Raw genomic sequence first — 21,933 nt, 5'->3', positions numbered from 1 at the left:
TTATGGAGATTTCAACTAATAAAAACATTAATGTTCTATTACTTAATCATTTTCAAAATGGAGGAGGAGCAGCGGGTTACCTACGAGGTAAAATACCAGGCATAAATCAATATCTAACCACTTTTTTCTCTAGTCGATCTGATATAGAACGTTTACAACGGGCTGAATTTTTATGCGAACTTATTTTAGATTTAACAGACTTTTCTGATATTATTCCAATCCGCGCTGAAGTAGCAACGTTAGAAGTCAAAAGACTTATATCTTATAAAAAGCAATCTGATCATACTGCTCATACTTTATATTTATTTCTACTTGGAATATGGGCCTATGATAATATTTCCGAACTTAAGCAAGCGATTAACAAATCGATTGATAGTAACAAGCCAGTTAAAATGTTTATTTTCCAATGGACTTTTTCATCTTTACTTCATGATATAGGTTACTTGTTCTATGACTTTGAAAAGAGAATAAATATTAAATCTTGGAAAGTATATGATAAAATGTTTGACTATGATTCATTACTTCAGTTTTCAGGAAAACTAAGCAGTGAAGGAGCTTCAGAATTCAAAAAGTTATGGAATTCTTTCGTAAAGAAATATGGATTACCTAATCATGCAGAACAAGAAAACTCCCTCAATCTAATTGAAATGCTTGATAATATACCTTGGTTAGCTGAATTGATTCCAAATTACCATTCTGGACTCCAATTGTTAAATTCAATTAGTGGAATAGATTTAACTGAGTTTGCCTTTAAAATGGCCAAAACTGGTTACAATGGAGAACCAGTAATTGATCATGGTGTAGCAAGTGGACTTATGCTATTAAAGTATTCATCTATTTGGTACTGGTTTAGTAATCAAGCAGCTGAGTCTAGCCCTGTGTTATATAAGGAAATGAACTCAATGTTTCATTACTATCCCCAAACATTGATGAAACATGTGATCCCAGCATGCAGAGCTGTAGCGTATCATAATATACCTGGTGTAACTTTTAACCTTAATCAGGATCCTTTACTTTATTTGGAAGTTCTTTGTGATGAGCTACAAATTTGGGATCGATTCTTATCAGGTTCAGAGCATATAGATAGTTGGCAAAAAATCAATCAATGTATGGCTGAATCTATTTTCGCTGAAAAAATTCTTGGTGAGACAGAATCACCTCTACTCCATCTGATGCTTTCTCAAGATCATTATCCCAAAATTCATGAGTCTCTAGAGAAAAGAGTTGAAAATTGGAGTCAGTTTATTCAGCTTTCTCTATTTAAGTAACATTATAAGCATACACTTAACCATGACATTTTTAGAATAAATGATATTCGTTATTGTTAGGCTGCTAAGAATTTCAGCAGCCTAACAGCCTTATTGAAAGTTACTATTGATTTTTCTACATAAAAGAGCCTTCCCTTAATAATTATTCTCAAAACCTACGAACCACCTTTCCCCTTATAAATTGCGCAAATAAGATCATCCAAACATTAAAATTCAAATATTTTACATATGAACCCTACTTTTCACATATTTTTTTTGAACTATACGTCTTAATTTCGACAACAAAAAGAGTCTGCCCGTAGACAGACTCTGTAGTCTCACCGCTTCGCCTTATAAAACTCATGATACAGCTTCCTTTTATCTATCCGCGACACATAACTCCGCGAGATGCCAGGCTCCTTCGCAATCTCCCGCTGCGTCCGCTCTTCTCCACCTGTATCCAATCCAAACCGCCCCACGACAACTTCCTTTTCCCGATCATCCAAAATATCAAGGTTACGGTATATCTTGCTCTTCTCAATCTTCAGATCGACCTCTTTAATGACATCATCAGCCTCGGAGCCAAGGATATCGATAAGTGTAATTTCATTCCCTTCCTTGTCTGTCCCAATCGGATCGTGGAGAGAAACGTCTTTACGAGTTTTCTTCAAGGATCTTAGGTGCATCAGAATTTCGTATTCGATACAACGGGTAGCAAAAGTGGCCAGCTTTGTCCCTTTGTTCGGGCGGTAGCTCTCGATGGCTTTAATCAAGCCAATGGTGCCGATGGAGATTAGATCCTCCATGTCTTCGCCGATATTATCGAATTTTTTGAGGTTGTGGACACGATGCGATGTAAAAAACAACGCGATAAGTTACGATGTTAGATAGTTTATTTGACTTTTTTCAATCGTTCCTAATTTTTGGTCTCTTTACTTCGAAACTTTCATTATCAATATGTAAATATTAATCTAGGCTATCCACCATTAAGTGAATCCATTTGCATTTAATATATTCAATGTACGTCCCCCTTATTTAAGAACTGTACTACTATCACTATTTCTAAGCGAATTTTCTCACTCTTGTGTAATTTCAAATTCGAAGCGCCGCATTCAATACGTAAGACTTTAGAACTTTTTTGCCTTTCGTACCATTGGTGAGTTGCTCCGCTTGGGCTTCAAATCGCTTTCTTGAATCTTGTAAGCTTTCTTTAGATGTTTTCCACTGAGGACAATAAAACCATCCGACTAAATATAAACCTATTTGGCATTCTTTATTATCCTGCAAATACTGCTTCAAAAGCTGGTCATTCATGGCGGTATCAACATCAATATGCCAACAGCCTTTCACCTCAACAATGATTGTAATCGTATCATATCCATCATGGGTGCCCCCTTTTGAAACAGCTTGAATAATAATATCCGGACGTTCCCCTTTTCCGCCTCCGTAACCACGACGAATTTCCACCTCACGGTTAGAGATAATCCCTCTATTTTTAAGGTCTTCTATCAAGTGCTGATGCACAAAATTTGAAAAGTCATTTTCATCTATATGGCGAAAGGATCCATCATTTTGTTTATCCCATAAGTATCGGGCATATTGTGGCGTACCTTGTAGTTTTTCATCTAACCTGTTTAGTGATTCTATAACTATGTCCATTAACATTTGGCCACTCGATACTAATCTGACTTCACTGTTTTGAAGTAAAGCACTTATCATAGCAGGTTTAGGTGGCTCCCAAGTCATACGTAGGTAATCATTTCGAACATAACTCCATACCCGTACCACTTCTTCACATTCAGACATTTGTTCAGCCAGCTTTTTTAATTCGTCATAAGCAGATTTCGTTTTCCTGTCTCGTAAACATCGCAACACAGTTTCTCTCCATTCCTCTACTTTATATTTCAATTCATTATAGAAGCAATACTCTCCATCGTTTTCGGAGATTTTACAGTGTTGTTCTAACCATAGCAAAAACTGGCCTAAATGTTCAGGGAGAAGTTGGTCATTACGAATAAAATCTCCTATATATAAATTGTCTCGATGAATCGAAGCGAATGATTGAATAACTTCATTTCCAAAAGCAATATCGTTTTCCAAACATGCCCATACAGTTTTCCAACCACCATCCCAAGAATGCGTCATGAGTCTTCTAGCAGCAATGACACATCTATTTCTTAGTTTTTTTTCAGTTGGTAATGGTAACTGTAACAATGAATGAGTATAAAGAAGAGTTTGCTCGTCGTTCTTTTTCAGGAGGACACATAGTAACCGCTCCATTTTATCAGGGTTGATATCATCCAAGCGAGTGCGTTCTAACATACCTTGAGCCAGCTGATCATTCCAAATTTTATAGCAGAAATTAGAGACTAAATTATTTAAGCGATTTTTTTTATCAACCATATTCAAAAATACTTGAACTGTTAGAGTTGAGTGGAGCTGAGCAACAAACTGTTGTAGATCTAAATCTGCATCTCTATAACCCGTTATATATAATTGAGGTTCTATAATCCCCGGCAGCCACGCCTCCCATACTTCACAAGGAAGTTCGTTTAGCCTCTCGCGAGAATTACTAAATAAAATGTTCAGTGCTAAACTTCCAGCTGATATTCTATTAGAATTGAGGGACTTCTCCCACTCATCCAGAGAAGGTAAAACAAGTTTTAAGTACGCTTCCGCGGCATTTAACAATAAATTACATATATTCGAATCTCTACATAAAAATATATAAACCTCATATGCTTTATCATTTAATATGCGATCTAACCTCGATACTACTTTGAGTTGGCTGAACCTAATCCAGTTATCTTCAAATGAATCAGCTTTCGTATTCATTGCTTCAATAAAGGGTTTCAGTCTTTCTGCACGTATGCTCACACTAGTTTTCTTTAATTTTAAACTGTTATTGTTGTTTTTCTTAGTTAACGAATTTAACAGCCACTTCCAGCGAGCGGACTCTTTTTTATCATTAGTAGTGGCGATACATTCCCGAATCCACTGGGCATCATTTTCATAGTTCTTTAGTGAATTAGCCAGTTCCTTAATCTCATGAACATTAATTAAACATTTATTGCTGACTATCTTTTCTAGGAGACATCTACGAGCTGAGTCATCTAATTGATCCTGTACGGACAATTTAGAAGCAGTAAATGTAATTCCCATGTCTATATAAAAGGTACGAACATTTAGAAGCTGAATCCATTCCGTTTTCACTTCTGAATCACTTAACCAAGGGCAAGCATGAATCAGAACAAGGTCTGATATTAATGAGATGGTTGAAGAGTTTCTGCTTTTCACTGGTTTTACATATTGGCAAATTACCCATTTAATCGCTTTAATTAGTTCAACCTGACTCAATGTAGAAATCCATACTTTTATTGTATCGGTAGCAAAACTTATTTCTCGGTCTAAATAGCTTGAACGACTTATCAGTTGTAACCATTCAATTACATTCAATATCCCTTCTTTTTTCATCCTTATTATTACGTGAAGATATACATGATTGTCAGATATAGAGTCCTTCAAAAGAACTTCTTTTAACATTCTTAGGCCTTCTCGATCCGCAATTTTTATGAAGGCTTCTAAAGCATTTGACTGGACTTGATTCCAGTGATCTTTAATTAATCTTAAATATTCATTTTGTAATCCCGTTAAATTACACTCAACAGCTATAGCTATAGCGATTTGTAGAGAGTGCTCTTCGTTCAACCCGTTCATTAAAAAATGACGTAGTTGGTCTTCAATGCTGGGGTGATTTAATAAGGAGTATTTTCTATAATCAATATAGTGTGTGAAGTTAACGCGGGAATTCTTATTCTTTAGGAGTGAGTCGATGAGTTTACGTTTTTGTGTGAAGCTTATTCTAGTGAAATCACATAAAAATAACACCTGATAATCATACTTTAAAATTAAATCAAACATTTCTTCATTCATTCCTGCTAACCAAGCTGCAACAGAATTAAGTTGAGGTATAAGCATCTCTCTCATCTCAGGGTGAAACAAAATATTCGCTAATTGCTTTATACTGACTTTCTTGCTTAGATATGTCGTGCCCAAATATTCAGCAAATGTTAAGTGAGACCATTGGAAGCGCCGTCCATTCACTAGGGTAAATAAACCAGTTCGAAGCGTTTCTTCCAACATTTTTTTCTCTATTGTGGGAAAAGCAGTACGAATTTCTTGTAGCCCAAGCTCATTAGACTGAGTAACAGTAGTATTAATATTAACCAAACTACGATTAGTTGTTAGCATTAGAACCGCAATTTGGGATGCAATTTCATATTTTTGTTCTTCATTTGACTTGTCAGCAATACTCCGCTTGCGGCTTCTTTCACGATTAATTTCACTACAGTACAAACGACAGCCATGTTCATAGATTTCAAGTTGCGATTCAGGAAGCTTTTGTTCTGCATTGTGATAGCTTTCCAATATAAAATTTAGCGTGACCGGTTTAGCGAGGAAGGAGCTAATTCGCTTAAGCTTAGCCTCTTCTAAAAATGAAGTGGGTTCTATTCCACTTTGATGTAATGCTTGAATTACATCATTTTTGCTCAATGGAGCCAAGTTATAAATTGAAAATTTATTTTTAGTCCATAAGGTTTCTAAGCTATGACAAAGATCGTCAATCCAAACACCAGTTCGACAAGCCAATCGTAATTTCAATCGGCTTATGTGAGTTTGATATTTTTGAAGATGTTTAACCCAAACATCGACCAATGATTCAAACTGCATCAAGGACTCATCGAAGCTATCAATATAAAGAGTTAGTCTGTGTGAACCACTGATCCATAACCTAAAATAATCTTGATCAAATAACTCTTTCTCAAGTACCTCACGTGACGAGATATGCCGCAAATCAATAAACTGTATGTCTTCAGATTTTTGAGCTAAGTTTGTGCATTCTGAATCGAATGTTTGTTGTAGCGTATACGACTTACCGCTTCCTGGTTCACCCAAAAGGATCAAACATTCTTTTTCAGTGAGATCTGTAAGGGGTATAGCGCTTAACTCCTTCTGTTGGGAATCTTGGTTGTTTAAAAAACCATAGCTATCTACCTGTACCGGATCGCCTAATGGATACCAACATCTTTGCCATTCGAATTTTTTTTTCATATGATCACCGTTCATATCATTAGTTTTTCTTTCTTTATTAATGATAGATAGCTGGTAGGTTAGTGTCAAAGTAATATTTGGAAGTGATACTTCAACTAAATGGTTGTAACAATACTTCTCTTCATTCAAAATTAAGGAGCGTCTGCCACTACCATAGCGGAGCTCCCTACCATTGCAGTATTTATACCAAACACCTAGCAGTTTCATAAAACTCTTCCTGTAATTTAAACCATCGTATCAATGTCAACTAGAAAATTCTGAAGCATTAACCGCTTCGTATTTTAAATAGATATCGCCCTCTTAATAAATGATTTTTACATGCGAGCTATCATGGTAATTTGTTAATTTATAGATTGGGTTAGATCATCAAGCCGAGGTAGCTGCTCAAACACAGGTAATTTGGATTGACATTTACTTTTCAGTCAATATAACACAATATTAAACACAGTAAATAATTATGCTGCTAGTTTCTTATTAAAACACAAAAACCTAGATATGAGTAATGAAGATCCTCATCTCTAGGTTCATAAAATCAATTATCTTTTCGCCTTATAAAACTCATGATACAGCTTCATCAGCGCCCTTTTCTCAATCCTCGACACATAACTCCGCGAGATCCCCAGTTCCTTGGCAATTTCCCGCTGGGTCCGCTCTTCTCCACCTGTATCCAATCCAAACCGCCCCACGACAACTTCTTTTTCCCGATCATCCAGTATATCAAGATTACGATAAATCTTACTCTTTTCGATCTTCAAATCCACTTCTTTAATAACATCATCCGCTTCCGAACCAAGGATATCGATGAGAGTAATTTCATTACCTTCTTTGTCCGTCCCAATTGGATCATGCAGGGATACGTCTTTACGTGTTTTCTTGAGCGAACGCAGGTGCATCAGAATTTCGTTTTCAATACAACGTGCTGCAAATGTGGCTAGCTTTGTCCCTTTGTTCGGACGATAACTCTCAATAGCTTTAATCAGGCCGATGGTGCCGATGGAGATCAGATCCTCCATGTCTTCTCCGGTGTTATCGAATTTTTTCACTATATGGGCAACGAGCCGCAAATTATGCTCAATCAACAAATTGCGGGCCTTGGCATCTCCCTCAGCCATCATCCCTAAGTATCGGCTTTCCTCCTGCTCCGAGAGCGGTTGTGGAAATGCATTATTCCTTACGTATGATACCAGCAGCGTCAGTTCTTTGATCAGCAACGCAATCGTGCTTAAGAATCCAGGCAACTTGGCGACACCTCCCGCACTTGTACAATGAAACCGATCTGTTTGCCTTACGGGTTCATGGTCATCCTTATTGTATGTGGGCGTGCGCCTAGAAGTGCCTGTACGGGGGAAATTGTACAACCACAGAAATTTATTTTTTATACGAGAAATCAGTCATACTCTACTCATTCACTTGTCTTTTAACACGATGTTGTTAGCGGTAATTCTCACTCTCTTTTGATAATAACTTCCGCTTCACTAGACGTAAAAACCTTTATGATGTCCTTATCAAAAGTAACCTTCAAAATAGACTCAGGTGATTGTTCTATAATACCGCCGCAAGAATCTCCGGACCGATCACCGTATACAGCCGAAGCCAGCCAGTGGATTCCAGGTTCAAGGAAAGTCGTCAGTGTAGGCAAAACAGTCCGGGGATGAAGCAGGTTTGTGTTGGCATTAGGCCAAATTAGCTCCGCCTTTTCATAGCCGATCAAACCCTTGACTCCGCTTGTTCCCCATGCTGTAGATACTGCGGCGGTTGTAAGGCCGATCTGCTGTTCCACCCCCGCTTCCTGACCAAGCGCGAAGCCGCCCTCTGCGGCGTCCAACGGTCGTCCGGTCTCGATCCGGTGTATCCGAATATGCCAGGGCAGCCCAGCAACGATCCAGGTCCGAACCTCCACATTAGTCCATGGCTTCCAGACGGAGTGCAGCACATTGTCCACAATTGTTGTCTCCATATTCCGCCGTCTGACCCGATACAAGTTGTCCCCGCTCTCACTCAGAGCGAGCATGGAATCAAATGCCCCTTGAGACAATCCCCATTCGGAGCGGGGCACACTGAATCCGAAGCCTGTTGAGTATACAAATTTCTCATACTTGGCAGACGTGTGGGTATGTTCATTCGTATATAGATGACCGCTGTTGAAGGCAGCCACATGGCCGGAAGCAGGTTCGCGGACAATGACAAGATGCGCAGGCTTCTGGACTATAACTGCAGGAATATCCGGCAGCGGCAGTTCTTCTTCCTTCCAGAATGGATGCTCCGCGCTGAGAGCCAATGGCAGGAATGTCTTTAACGCCCAATAGGGGGAACCGGGAGCATTATAATTCTCCGCCATGACCAAGTTGGGGTAGGTATAACCAATCGTCAGAACGCCTCCGGCATCAAAGATCGGCTGGCTGAACCACCAGCGCAAATTGCGCAGTACTAATCCTTTGACCACACCTACAGGGAATACTTCAACGCCTGCATAGACGAGGGCACCCCAGAAAGCAGACTGAGCAAAACGGTAGCTTAAGCTCCTTCCATAAGGAAGGGCAGATCCGTCCGGAGCGAACCAGCCCAAGAATTCGGTGGCAAAAAGCCGGGCCCGTTCTTTGAACACCTGTGAACGTTCCGGGTCCTCCTGTTCCATCAGCTTCGCGTACAGTAGCGCATAGTAATGGATGGCAAAAGGAACATAATAATCGCTATGCCCGTTAATTCCATCACTGTACCAGCCATCACCCAGATAAAAATCATCCATTCGCTTCAGATTGTTCTCCAGCTGCTCCGCGTCGTAGGGACAGCCGACTCTGCGGAATCCGACATTAACCAGCACGTTGAAGAACAGCCAGTTGCAGTCATAGCAAGGATGGGAATTAATCTGATTCAGCCAACTGTACAATTGCTCCTGTTCCTTCTGGGTAAGTGGTGACCAGATCTGTTCAGGAATGGCGGCTAAGGCGAAACCGAAGACCGCCATCTCTACCAGACGCTGGTCATAATCTTGAACTACACCCCAGTATTCTTCATGGGCAGGATCCGTGCCGTGGCGTATGCCATCCAGCACAGTATCCCAAAGCCCGCTTTCACCGCCTCCCATGAGCAGGGGCACTAAGCCCCACAATACCCGGGAGAAACCTTCCATTTCTGCAGTTGCAGCCGGATAGCTCGCTCCTGTTCCGCCGATTGCCAGCCGTGCACCGCCTCTGCTGTAGAGCGGCCGAAGCGGATCTGTAAGCTGTTCAAGAGCAGAGATCAGATCCTCCCGGGTCTTTAGCGGATTTTTAGCAATAGTCGTAAATGTCTTCTCAGTCTGCATTATGTGCCCCCTATTCCCAGTAGAACGGTCCGGCTTCTTTTAGCCGGGCTAGCGCTTCGACATAGAAGAAATCACCATAGATAAGCGGAACATCTATATTCCGATTCTCAGGATAGTTACTCGTACCATGAAGCAGCAATCCTTCTTCTTCTGCATTGTCCCAAGTTCCATAATTCCTATAAAGGGATTCTGTAATTCTTATAGCCCCGTTCTGATATACATGCGCCTCCGAGTCATCTACTTGGCTAGCTAACAACAGCAAGCCACTCGCTGCACAGGCACCAGCAGAGCTATCCCGAATCTCCCCAACTTCACCGGGAGCACGAAAATCCCAATGTGGAACATGATCTTCGGGCAGACGGGTCAAGAAAAAATGCGCAACCTGCTTGGCTGTATTGAGATAACTCTGCTTGCCCGTATGATGATAGGCCAATGACAGTCCGTAGAGTGCCCAGGCCGCCCCGCGCGACCAAGCCGACTCAGGCGCATAACCTTGCCCGCCAAGCTTCTCAACCACTTCGCCCGATTCCGGGTTGAAGTTGACGATGTGATAAACCGAACCATCCGGCCGGATGAAGTGCTCCAGCACCGTATCCATATGCGCCTCAGCGATATGTCGATAACGTGGATCCCCTGTTACTTCGGAGGCCCAAAAAAGCAGGCTGGTATTCATGCAGCAATCGATAATGGCTACCCCACTGTTATCCTCGCCTTCACTCCATGGATTCCAGGCCCGGATGTAGCTTCCTTTCAGATTGAAGCGGGCCGCCAGATAGTTAGCTGCCTTCAACGCCCGGACTCGTGATGCCTCTCTGCCCGTGAGCTTGTAGTTCGCAACACTGGTCAACAGCCACATAAAGCCTAGGTCATGGTCCAGCTTCACATAACCATCCAGCACCTCGTCAAGCCGTTCCTCACACCGCTCAGCAACCGCTTTCAAATCCTCATCACCACTCTCAGCATAGAGCTGCCAGAGCATTCCCGGCCAAAAGCCGGCTGTCCACCAGTTTGGTGCTTCAAGCACGTATTTGCCGCCTTGACTCGCATGGGGGAATTCTGCACCGATTCTCCGGCTGTTCGTTCTAGTCTTCTCCAAGGCTTTGCCCCAAGCCTCGTCTACCCAAGCTTGCTTTACTAATCTACTCATCTAAATCCCGCCTTTATTCGAATTAGCCTCTACCCTCTGATAGAGGACTTTTTATAAGCTCATGCCCATCTTTTATAGAAATTGAAAAGTGAATAGCAGTTTGCCCTCCGCGCCAAGCTGAAGCACATGGAAGTCCAGACTATACCAGAGCTTCTCCATGCCAAAATGATCCCGGTACACATGCACAGTAATCTCCGGCTCAACTTTCAGTGAATCGTATGTCACTTCAACGCCGCGAGCCGTAGTCCCCGGCAGCAGCAAGGTACCCGGATGAAGGAGCTTAGGCTCACGCCAGGTGACAAACCGCTCCGTCCAGCTCGCCGGAATTCCCGCATACCGGTAAGTATCTGTCAGCTCCAGCCGAGGACGTTCCTCTTTATGCCAGACGAACGAACGGATTAAGGACTGTAGTCCTGTTACCTGATAAGCCTGTGTCAGATCCAGTGTCAGCTCATCACTCTCCTCCGCCGCCGATGCATGCAGCACTGTGGAGCTGAACTCCCGACCGGCCAGCTGATACTGGCCATCAATGATCGGCAGCGAATGACCCTGCGATCCATTGCAGTCATACTGGTAACGGCCAGCCCCAAAATAATCAGCAGTATACTCTCCGCTCCCAAGATCGGATGCATAGATTTCTCCCCGGCCGCTCAGAATGAAATGTCCCAGATCATTATGGTTATGCGGTTCAGCATTGTGCCCGCCCTTAGTGGCGAATCCGAATGAACCCGCCTCCGACATATGACGCGAGACAAGCCAAGCGGCATCAGGGAGAAAATAGCTGGCGGCTCGCCAAGCTTCGTCCTCCTTGCCAGCCCTGGTCCAGATCAGATTGCGGAAAGCCGGTGCAAAGCGGCTGCAATGATCTTCAGTGTAAGGAGCACGCAAAGCGGATGGGGGGCGTTCGACATCCGTACAGACTTCCGCCAGATAATGGGACAATCCCATATGTACTAGCACCTGAGGCACTGAATCAGAGAAATTGGCTACATGACTTCCGTCAATGAAACATTTTTGTTGGAAGCGCGCGATTTGCGCTACCTTCTCTTGCTTGAACCAGTCCAGTCTGCCTGCGCTTCTGGAACAGAGCAGATCGCTATAATAAGTGAAATAACCAAACCCATAATTCCAGTACCCAAGGCCTTCCAGACAGGCACCATCCTCACCGAACCCTTCCAGGTAATACAACATGGCGCGCTCTGTCCTCAGCAGAATATCCGCAAGCATGGCCGGGTCCTCCACAGACAGCAAGGCAGCAGCCCCGATTGATCCCGCACAGACCGCTGCCCAATTATGCCGCGCTGTCTCCCAATCATAAGGGCCATTTTCAAGAAATGGACGAAACAGTCTCCGCTCTACTTCATGGTGGATTCGGGATCTCAGAAGCTGCGAAAGTCGTTCCCCGAGCAAAAGTAAAACTTCACTTAAAGTAAATCCGGTCTCGGAAGAAAACAGATCAATATACCGGTTGATATCAGCTGCATTATGATCCGCTGGGAGGTGGGCCGGAAGACACCAGGTGTACTCATCGCATATAGCCCAGAGGATGTCCTCCAGCTTCTCCAGTACTTCCGGATGATCCGGCTCCAGCAAAGCCAGAAATACATAAGTATTCAGCCTTCTTCTCCGTTCAAAATAGACCCGTTCATATTCCAGCCTCGAACCCGTACGCGAATAAATGGAAAATAACGTATACGACAGTTCAGGTATAGACTGCCCGTCCAGCCTTACCGCCTCCGCGCGGATTTCGCTGATATCTACCTGTAGTACTCCCGATGATAACGCCCGTTTCCAAAAAGCAACCGCATCCCCCTTTGGATAATACAAGCTCAGATCGACTGGCTTCATTTTATGCACTATTTCCAAAAGCATCTGTTTATTCATGCCTTTTTTCCTCCTTATAGATCAGTCAGATCCGCGAAGCATCTTATTCTTCACTAATATGGCTGAATACTTTTTATTCCAAGGCATGATCTCTCATAACATCCTCACCGGCTGCAATTTTTAATGAAGTCCATTTCATCTCTTCCCCTGACCAGAAAGGATCAGAAGGGAGCAGCCCCAGCGGGAGGAATACGGAGGCGCATAAATAAAGACTGCCTGTATTGATATAGCTCTCCGCAAGCTCCGGCTGATAACCGTATACCCCCGGACGTAGCCATCCGGACTCATCCAGCGTACCCGGATATTCCATAATTCGCGTAATCACAGCTGTCAAAGCGCAGCGTACCTGTGCAGGAGGCAATGCTTCCTCGAGAAAATGCTGCAGCGCCGCCTGCGACAGCAGTTGAAACGCCCCAAAACGGTAAACGATCGAACGCCCGATAAAGGGATAGGTTCCATCCGGTGCAATGCTCCGTTCGAGAACAGTAGCGTATCGCTGTGCCCGTTCCAGAATCAGCGGTTTCAATGCGGAATATTGCTCCGACTCCTGTTTAAAAAGTGCTACTACATCCACCAGCATCGGCTGAATAACAAAGCTGTTGTAATAATCCCAGTGAAAGTCCTTGCCATCCCCGTAAACTCCGTCGCCCTTATACCAATCCATGAACATATGGACCGCATAACCAACGCGCATCCGGTCATATTCAGGATCGCCGAGTATATACAAAGCGGCTTCCACCATTGCACTGAACAGCAGCCAGTTGCTTCCGCTTGGCGCTGTCCGGCGTGTCTGCTTCAACGCTGTTATTAAGTTCCCTTTGACCCGCGCACTCAGCTTGCCGGCAAGCTGCTTTGGCGCACGCACCAGCGCGTGTGCCAGGAATGCCGCATCAACCAGCGGTTGGCCTTCGGTCTTGAATTCCATATAATCAGGTGAATTCGGATCAACAGCGGCATCAATGGCTTCCAGCATTAGCCCTGCATAACGTGCTCTAAGCTGTTCTTCCGCACCCTCAAGTCCCTCTAGTTCAAGCCAAGGGGCCATTCCGCAAGCCAATCTCGCAAAAGCCTCCAAATGGGCAAACTGGCTCCGATCCCTATGAAACTCTGTAGGCAGCTGTTCCTTTAATTTCCGCTCAGCCAAAGCATTCAGCACAGGCCCCCCGATCAGCAGCATTGTATCCAGCCAGTATTTACGCTGTTCCTTCCCATTCATGCACAATTCCACCCTTCCAATTGCGTCTAATCAGCTACAGCTATTTCTCTTGCCTACCGCCTGAATCTTGTTATATTGCGTAATCTTCTACTATAGTTTAGTGTTGTATTATTGCAATGTCTTTGCGAATAATGATGTTTTGTTGCGTATATTGTGATCAATCTGAAAGGGGCAATTCCAATGAAGCATGCCCAGTATTATGAGCCGTTCGATGGAGATATTCTGGCAGGTATCGGAAACTCGCCCATCTCACCTACCAGGGATTTTCACATCCATGATCACTATGAGATTTTCCTGTTCTTGGGCGGCAAGGTGAACGGTTTTGTAGATCAGTTCAGCTATCCCCTGCAGCGGGGCAATGTTCTGTTGTTCAACAATCACGAGATTCATAAAATCATCAATTTATCTCCAGAGCCTTATGAACGGTTGACAATCCATTTCAAAGCTCCACTTGTCTATCCCTTCTGTACCGCATCTACAAATCTGCTCGCTTGTTTCCAGAACCGCCAGCCCGGAGAACATAATCTCGCGCAAATGGATGAACCGCTGATTGCAGAGTATACAACCCTTGCTTCCCGCCTGATTGAGACATTAGAGAATCAGCAGTACGGGAGCGAAGTTCTGGCTCTGACCTACCTGGTTCAGATCCTCGTCCTCATCAATGAGCTGTACAGCCGTACCCGATCCACCGTGCCCAGCATTATTTCCTCACATATTCAATCAGCCATGAGCTATATCGACAACCACTTGCATCTAAATCTGTCACTGGAGCAAATCGCTGGAGAACTGAACGTCGATAAATATTATCTCAGCCATCTGTTCAAACAGCAGACAGGCGGAACCATCTACCGTTACGTCTTGCTCAAAAAAATAGCGTTATCCAAGCAGCTCTTGTCCGCCGGGAACTCCGTATCCGATACCTGCTATCTGTCCGGCTTTAACGATTATGCCAATTTCATCCGTACCTTCAAGAACATCACGGGCATTCCACCTGGGAAATATGGTAAAAGAGCTGAGCTATAAAACTCAAATTCAAGGATTTTTCAAAAAAAGATGCACTCGCAACTGCGGTGAATAGTTGGACTTCCGGCCGCTGTTTTCCTAAGCACTCCCTGCCTCTCCAAATCTATAAAGAACCTGGCAGCCCGCTTAATGCAGCCTGCCAGGTTCTTTGAAATGCTACTTACAAATATCCCAGCAGATTGGAGATAACTTGCGCACCTTCGGCACGGGTCATCGTCTCTTGTGGCGCGAATTGCTTATTGCCGCGTCCCTTGATCAGTCCCGCCTGTTCGGCGATATTTGCTGCGCTCTTCGCCCAGTCATGAATCCGGGAATAATCACTGAACGATCCTACAGCAGGTTCATTGGTCCCGCTTCCCTGCAAATATTCATAAGCACGAACGATCATCACAGCCATTTCCTCGCGGGTAATGCTCTGATCCGGTGCGAACGAATCTGCACTTCGTCCGAGCACGATGCCAGCTCCGCTAACAGCTGCAACGGCTTCGGCATACCAGGCCTTGGAATCCACATCACCAAATGTTGCATGGCTTCCTGCCTTAAGCCCAAGCGCGCGTGCAATCATAGCAGCGAATTGTGCCCTAGTTACATCCCCTTGCGGATTAAATTCCGTACTGGAAATGCCTTCGATAATATGCTTCGCGGCCATGGTCTTAATCACATTAGTGGCCCAGCTGTCACTGCTGACATCCGTGAACAGCTTATCGTATTCCAGGACCGCATACTGGCTGAAATGCCGTATTTCAGCAGTCCACTTACCATTAGTCAACGTTCCGCCCATGAAATCAAGCGCACCATTTGCAGAAATATAGTAGCTGCCTAGCAAGCTTATATTGGCATCCGGATCTACGTTGAACGTAAGTGTCAACGGTTTATCAAAAGCAGTTACCGTTACAGCAGTGCCGTTCGCAGCAACAACCTCCAAGCTGAAGTTGATCACATCACTTGCCGCAGATAAATGTACGGAACCATTAGCAGCCCGATTATTGATTAACTGTTCCACAGCATCTCTGGATACCTTCACTGCTGAGAGCTTAATTCGCGCCCCCTCCGTTTGACCTCCAATAGCTTTTTCTTGAATGCTCTTCAACACTTCTGGGGTCAGATAGATAGCAACCTTACTCCAATCCAGACGTAGAGTGTTCTCTCCGATGATTCCTGATAATCCTGCTGGAAGCAATATGGATTCTGTAGCTTCAGTGAGCTGAACCGTTATTACTCCTCCAACCGGTGCCGCAAAATCCTTTCGATCAAGAACCTTTTCGGCCTGCGGCAGCGGTGTTGGCGCCGGGGACGGGGTGACTGCTGGCGTTGGTGCTGCCGTCCACACTGGTGCTTCCGTTGGCGCCGGCGGAGATGTTGGTACTGTTGTTGGCTCCGGCTCCGGTTCCGGTGTTGGTGTTGGTGTTGGTGTTGGTGTTGGTGTTGGTGTTGGTGTCACTACCGGAGGTTGCTCTGCTTCGCCCACTGTCACGGTTCTAGTCACTTCGATAGCCGCGTTGCCCGCCGCATCACTCACATTATAATGATAGGTGTAGATGCCTGCCGCCTTAGTGTCCAGTGCCAGCACATTCTCCTCATTCTTCGTAATCGTTGCTACAATGTGCTCCGTAATGTCGCCGTCACGGTCATCTACCGCTGTGGCTCCGGCATCCGTATAGCTTGCGCCATTTTCCAGTTGAATGGATGGTTCACCAAGCAGTGTAATCACCGGCTTCATTACATCCGGATCAAGTGCAACGACTACTTTTCTTGTCACTTCCGCAGCCGCATTGCCTGCAGTATCGCTGACATTATAATGGAAGGTATAAATATCAGCTTTCGCCGTATCGAGAGCAGTCAAGCCGTATACTTCACTGCTAACTGTTGTAGTTATACGGTCTGTAATATCACCATCCTTGTCATCATAAGCAGTCGCTCCTGCATCTGTATATTCAGAACCGATGTGCAAAATCACTGTCGCATCACCTAACAGAGTAATCAAAGGCTGAACAGTATCCGGCTCCGGCAGCTTGATTGTTCCGCTCGCTGAACTGTCCGCTGTAGCCTCTCCCTTACTCAGTGATACCGTAAAGCTGAAGCTTCCGTTAGTCTCATCGGTTGCTTCTTGGAAGGAAGCCAAGGTAATCTCACCGATCGCAACTCCAGTATCATTGAGACCGGGCAGAGCGCCTATCGTCTGCAGCAGCCAAGTCTGGACAGCTTCTTCGCTGTTTGCCGCTTCCTTCTGCACGCTGTATACCGCACCTTCTATGATACTCTTAGCCTCATTTACAGCCTGCTCATTAGCAACGCTGGCTTTATCTCTAGCTACAGCCACATAGCTGATCAATGCAGCCTGATTGCCTGAATACGTATTGTTTATTGAGTATTTCACAGTACCGCTCAACGGAAGCGTGAAGTCATAGTTAATCATAGCGCCATTAGGACCTGCGACGAGGCCGGTTCGGACCGGTTTGGTCACTTCTTTCCCTTCAGAGTCAATATAGCTGAGCGTAATATCCATCGTGCGGTTGGTGTTGTTCCACCAGTCCCGATGGAATGACGTAATCGTATATTTGCCTGCGTTCAAAGGGAGCAGGTATACAAGTGGATTATTTTTTGTATCCGAACCATAAACACCTGTCTGACTTTTATCAGAAGGAACTACAGCGCCACCAAGCCCCTTGAGGAGGTACTTAGTACTGGTATGCCCCCATACGCTATTGCCTGTCGAAGGCTGATCCGCCTTGTTATTAAACAAGCTGTCACCTACAAAATCCTTGATTAACGTATACGGCGGCGTGATACCGTCCACCGATACACCAGCATCGAGGAAGTATAAGAGCCCCTCCGGCACCACTTCCACATAACAAGTTGTTTTCAGATTTCCATAAGTGCCGGTTACAGCTACCCGTTCATACGGATTATTGAAGCTGGCCGCATTTACATTCCACTTTACTGATACCAGCAATTTGGATCCGTCTGCCCGAGTGGCTTCCACCTTGTCTGGAAGATTCGGCAGTTTTCCGGCATAAGTAGCCAAATCCTGAGGAGCGACAAGCTCCCGTATATCTCCCGTAGTCAACTGGTTCTGGGCGGAGATCAGGCGTGCTTCAAGCTGAGTAACTCCTTCCTGATCCAATTTGTATAAAATAGGATTATCCAGCGCTTCCTGTGCAGCGCTCTGTGCATCTACGAAGAGCTGCCAGTCTCTGTCCGAATATTCATCCTGTTTGTTCATTTCTTTCGCGGCTGTTACCGCCGCCTGAAGAGCAGCAGTATCTACAGTACCGGTTACTTCCCCGGAAACAACCGCCACCGCATCGACAACCAAGGTGCCGCTTACCACCTTTATTTGCACATGGTGCTGGCCATATTTAAGCCCGCGGAGTGTGTACGTCTGGTACAGCTCCTTGGAAGCTAATGTATCAGCCGATAGAGTAATAACTTTTCCGTCCACCGTTACCTCAAGCTTCGCCGATCCGTTATTCGCTCCTAGAATATCCAGTCCGGTACCTTCAAACGTGTATTCCATTGCAGCGTCTACAGCCTGGCTGGTAGAAAGAGAACGCTGGTAAATGTACATGCCCGCTCCGTTTATATGGCTCCACGACCCGGTATATATCAATTTAGGGTTCGGAGCAGCAGCCAGGTCATACATTTCAAGATTGTCTAGAAGCTCTGAATAATACGGCGTGTAGCCCTCAACCTTCTCCACCTTCAAATTATCGAAGCGGACGTGATAGTAGCCGCTGGCCAGATCTACCCGGCCGGACAATTCAGGAGTAGGATCGGTATAGGAAGCCAGCTTCACCCCATCCAGATAGGCGGTCACTTTATCGCCCGCAACCTGAACGGCAATATTATGCCATGCGTCATATGCGGTATCGAATCCGTCGATCTTCACGCCGCCGGAACCGTTCGCGGCATTTCCGCTCGCAACTGCGCTATTGTTGACCAGCAGCTGCCAGCCGCCGTCGAACCAGAATTTCAGCACATACGGTGTACCGGTTATGGAGTGGGAACTGCCACCTCCCTGATAACGGGCACCTATCGCAGCATAATTGGCTCCGCCCTGAGTATTGTTTGTTTCGAACGAAACATCAACACTGGCCTTGTAGTTCATCCACCGGTTGTCGCCGATGGCCGTTACTGGATCTCCGCTGTTCCATGTGCCGCCAAGCCCCATGGTTCCCGTGTCCAGCTGCTGCCGCAGGACATAATTATCAGACCCGTCCGGAAGATAGGCCTCAAATGCCCCATTGCGGTCATGGGTATAACGCGGGGTAACGCTTTGGGAACCGCCGCGGGATTCAATATAGCTCTGGGTACCCTCATATTGGCCGCCTGCACCAATCTTCACGACTGTTTGCTTAGAATAGTCAAAATCATCAGCGTACAGAATGTTGTCCCCAGTACTGTGTCCCGCTCCTGTAGTATCGGTATCCAGTACGGTACGCTCGCCTTCTACAGGCAGCGGTGTATTATATTCTTCTTTGTCCTTGTTCTTCAAAGTAGACACGGTCACGGTCGAATACGGTTTAACTTTAACGGTATACACCCCGCTGCCATCAGCAGTGATATCACCGAGATACTGCATATAATTGCTGTTGAACGCTTCTCCTGCATCAGCAGCACGGGTTTCCCATACTTCCATGGATGGATTACCCGTATAAGCCATATTGACTGTCTGCAGCTTGTAGATTTTGGAATACTCGCTGTCGTTCACGATAACCGTCGAGAAATCTTTTTTATCAGGTGCTGCAAGGGTTATATAGCTAGGGGAACCGTTGCGGCCGCTGACCGGATTGGTGCCTGCCGCACCTGTGGAGCTGGCTTGAGGAACCGCTCGCCAGATCCCAGCAGTATTATCCTCGTTCTCCCAGCCTACATTCGCAAACCAGCTGTAATGCTGCAGAGTAACAAGACCCGCATCATAATGAATCCAGCCTGACCACGGATCGCGCATGCTGACCAATTCCTTGAAGGAATATTGTCCGCCTTCATAGAAGGAGCCAATGGCTGGCTGGTAAATAAAGTGCGTCCGGCGGGAGTTAACGAATCCTTTAATAATCGTGTTACTCATCTCCAGCGGACTGCCGACACCACCAATGCCGGTTCCTGCCACTGTAGGATCTTTCATATTGTTGTTAGGACGGAAAGAGGAATTACTGAAGGTAGACTGCGCCTCACTGTTCCAGACCTCAATATCATATTGTTCTGCGAGTTTTTTGAAATTGCCTGCGCTGTCGTCGTCCGTGTTGTAGTGGTATCCAGCAATCGGCACAGCTTCCCGCAGAGAAGGATCACTCACCATACTGGCACCGAAGCTACCAATCCCGACTTCATCGGAAATCACAGACTTGATCCGGTTGTACAGTTCCCCCTCTTCGGTGCTGTTGAAGCCTTCGCTGTCAGTCTTGACTCTCTCAGCGTACTGTTTGGTCCACGCCAAATCTGGAGCGTGCTCGTTGATATAAGGATTAACGTAATCGGCCATATAACCGTATTCACGATAAGCGGCCAGAATGGTTTTTTTGTACCAGGTATAGATTTTGTCGTTGTTATTCGCCCAGGCCGGAGCACTCCATCGCAGGATGCTCACTTTAAGATCAGGGTTCACTGCCTTGGCATCTGCGGCAAGCTGGAAGCCGGGATGCCGGGTAACATTTGCCTCTTCATCGGCCGTACGCATAGTCGCCGGGTCAGGTCCGGTGGAGTTATTGCGGTCATTGCCCATCTCGATTTTCACATGCGTCATGAGCGGATGTTCTCCACCAAATAAGATCTGAAGCGTTTCTGCATAAGCCTCTGGATGCTCTGACTTATAATCCATCAAAAGCGCACTGGTGCTGTTAGCGCTTAGTACACCAAATCCCTTGAATGTGAGGCCGTTGACATTGTCAGCTTGGATATCGTTGCCGTCAAGCAGAACCTTGACCATAGAAGCTGCGCTCTGTGTAGCTTCTTCGATCTGTTTCTTGATTCCGCCCTTGGCAACGGCGAACCAGCTCAAAATAGGTTTTTCGTCAGCAACATAGGCGTAAGTCAACGTCATTGGACTACTAACGTCAATGTCTCCAGGAATGGTGAATTCGCCTGAAATTAGCTTAGTCACATTAGTGTTGAACTGGTCAAACAAGATCGTCTTGGTTGCCCCGCTAGCATCCTTATACTCGATCTGAGGACGTATTACACGGGAGCGGCTGCCATACCAATCATGGAAACCGCTGCTGAGCGTATAGGTTCCAGCTTCAAGCGCTTTTAATTTATACACGATATGATTGCTGGCAGGGTCGGCACGAAGTCCGACAGTCCATAGGGACGGATCAGTAGCTGGATCGGTAAGTCCCCCGTCTTTGGAATTCTTGACCTTGTTTACGGAATCATCAAATCCCCAGTCCGCCGTACCGCTGATATACTTCTGGTCGGGGGACTGGTTGAGCAAATCGCTGCCGCTCAGCGTGCGAACCGCTTCGTACAGCGGCGAGGAAGTAGGCTCGTTGCCTACGGAATCGCCCCCTCTGCCGCTATCCACAAAGTAAACCAACGGATTACTTGCGGGCGGAATAACTTCCACACTGGCAACGACCCGCCCCCCGTTCGCTGTACCGCTGACGGTCACGGCATCGTATGGCACGGCAAAGGTATCTGCACCAATATTCCAGTTCACTGCTGTGCTCTGGTCTCCGATATCAATGCTGGATGGCAGAGTAGTATCTGCAATTGTTGTCGCCCCCATATGGGCGGCAGCGTAGATAGAATTTACGGTAGCAGCAGAGGCTGCAGACAGAGTGAATGCCGGAAACATCCCAACTACGAGCGCAGTAGTCATCGTTATTGAGAAAAACCTTTTACGAAAGTGCCTTCTGTTCATTCTCTTCTCCTCCTTTGATTGTAAATCAATAAAAGAAAGCGTATTCATTTCGTTGTTAAACGAATAATCACTAGACTTATACAGACCACTTTGACTTATAAAAAACCTGGCAGCCTATAAAAAATGCAACTGCCAGGTGAA

General features: G+C 45.5%; 10 protein-coding genes. 2 read left to right on the top strand and 8 right to left on the bottom strand.

The window, feature by feature from the left end; translation table 11 throughout:
- The first annotated feature begins 2 nt into the window (after positions 1-2).
- Positions 3-1,268 (top strand): hypothetical protein, encoded by a 1,266-nt coding sequence (locus PODO_RS06670; protein ID WP_038569291.1) that lies wholly within the window; start codon positions 3-5, stop codon positions 1,266-1,268.
- A gap of 317 nt (positions 1,269-1,585) precedes the next feature.
- On the opposite strand, the gene sigK (PODO_RS06665) is transcribed toward PODO_RS06670, so the two are convergent.
- From sigK (PODO_RS06665) to PODO_RS06635, 7 genes are all read right to left on the bottom strand, one after another.
- Positions 1,586-2,119: an RNA polymerase sporulation sigma factor SigK gene (gene sigK / locus PODO_RS06665; RefSeq protein ID WP_080742425.1), complete on the bottom strand. Its 534-nt coding sequence runs from the start codon at positions 2,117-2,119 to the stop codon at positions 1,586-1,588.
- A 220-nt stretch (positions 2,120-2,339) separates the two neighbouring features.
- Positions 2,340-6,566: an NACHT domain-containing protein gene (locus PODO_RS06660; protein ID WP_038569288.1), complete on the bottom strand. Its 4,227-nt coding sequence runs from the start codon at positions 6,564-6,566 to the stop codon at positions 2,340-2,342.
- Between the two features lie 329 nt (positions 6,567-6,895).
- On the bottom strand, positions 6,896-7,597 hold the full coding sequence (gene sigK / locus PODO_RS06655; RefSeq protein WP_036675850.1) for an RNA polymerase sporulation sigma factor SigK: 702 nt from the start codon (positions 7,595-7,597) through the stop codon (positions 6,896-6,898).
- Positions 7,598-7,803: 206 nt separating this feature from the next.
- On the bottom strand, positions 7,804-9,663 hold the full coding sequence (locus tag PODO_RS06650) for a DUF2264 domain-containing protein (protein WP_038569286.1): 1,860 nt from the start codon (positions 9,661-9,663) through the stop codon (positions 7,804-7,806).
- 10 nt (positions 9,664-9,673) lie between these two features.
- The gene (locus PODO_RS06645; RefSeq protein WP_038569285.1) at positions 9,674-10,810 is read right to left on the bottom strand and encodes a glycoside hydrolase family 88 protein; all 1,137 of its coding nucleotides are present in this window, start codon (positions 10,808-10,810) and stop codon (positions 9,674-9,676) included.
- Between the two features lie 72 nt (positions 10,811-10,882).
- Complete coding sequence (locus tag PODO_RS06640) at positions 10,883-12,694, bottom strand: heparinase II/III family protein (protein ID WP_038569283.1); 1,812 nt, start codon at positions 12,692-12,694, stop codon at positions 10,883-10,885.
- Between the two features lie 73 nt (positions 12,695-12,767).
- Positions 12,768-13,910 (bottom strand): DUF2264 domain-containing protein, encoded by a 1,143-nt coding sequence (locus PODO_RS06635; protein ID WP_038569282.1) that lies wholly within the window; start codon positions 13,908-13,910, stop codon positions 12,768-12,770.
- Between the two features lie 153 nt (positions 13,911-14,063).
- Between PODO_RS06635 and PODO_RS06630 the strand changes: the two genes are divergently transcribed.
- The gene (locus PODO_RS06630) at positions 14,064-14,933 is read left to right on the top strand and encodes a helix-turn-helix domain-containing protein (RefSeq protein WP_141118462.1); all 870 of its coding nucleotides are present in this window, start codon (positions 14,064-14,066) and stop codon (positions 14,931-14,933) included.
- Positions 14,934-15,093: 160 nt separating this feature from the next.
- Here the strand turns inward: PODO_RS06630 and PODO_RS30955 are convergent, their stop codons facing one another.
- Positions 15,094-21,792: an S-layer homology domain-containing protein gene (locus tag PODO_RS30955; protein ID WP_155288095.1), complete on the bottom strand. Its 6,699-nt coding sequence runs from the start codon at positions 21,790-21,792 to the stop codon at positions 15,094-15,096.
- Positions 21,793-21,933: the final 141 nt, after the last annotated feature.

It is taken from the genome of Paenibacillus odorifer (assembly GCF_000758725.1).
Classification (GTDB): domain Bacteria; phylum Bacillota; class Bacilli; order Paenibacillales; family Paenibacillaceae; genus Paenibacillus_AQ; species Paenibacillus_AQ odorifer.
The sequence above is the reverse complement of the archived record's forward strand: the minus strand, read 5'-3'. Positions and strand labels throughout refer to the sequence as shown.

Coding starts and splice junctions, on each gene's coding strand:
- PODO_RS06670 (WP_038569291.1), top strand. CDS start 3: ATGGAGATTTCAACTAATAAAAACATTAATGTTCTATTACTTAATCAT.
- PODO_RS06660 (WP_038569288.1), bottom strand. CDS start 6,566: ATGAAACTGCTAGGTGTTTGGTATAAATACTGCAATGGTAGGGAGCTC.
- PODO_RS06650 (WP_038569286.1), bottom strand. CDS start 9,663: ATGCAGACTGAGAAGACATTTACGACTATTGCTAAAAATCCGCTAAAG.
- PODO_RS06645 (WP_038569285.1), bottom strand. CDS start 10,810: ATGAGTAGATTAGTAAAGCAAGCTTGGGTAGACGAGGCTTGGGGCAAA.
- PODO_RS06640 (WP_038569283.1), bottom strand. CDS start 12,694: ATGAATAAACAGATGCTTTTGGAAATAGTGCATAAAATGAAGCCAGTC.
- PODO_RS06635 (WP_038569282.1), bottom strand. CDS start 13,910: ATGAATGGGAAGGAACAGCGTAAATACTGGCTGGATACAATGCTGCTG.
- PODO_RS30955 (WP_155288095.1), bottom strand. CDS start 21,792: ATGAACAGAAGGCACTTTCGTAAAAGGTTTTTCTCAATAACGATGACT.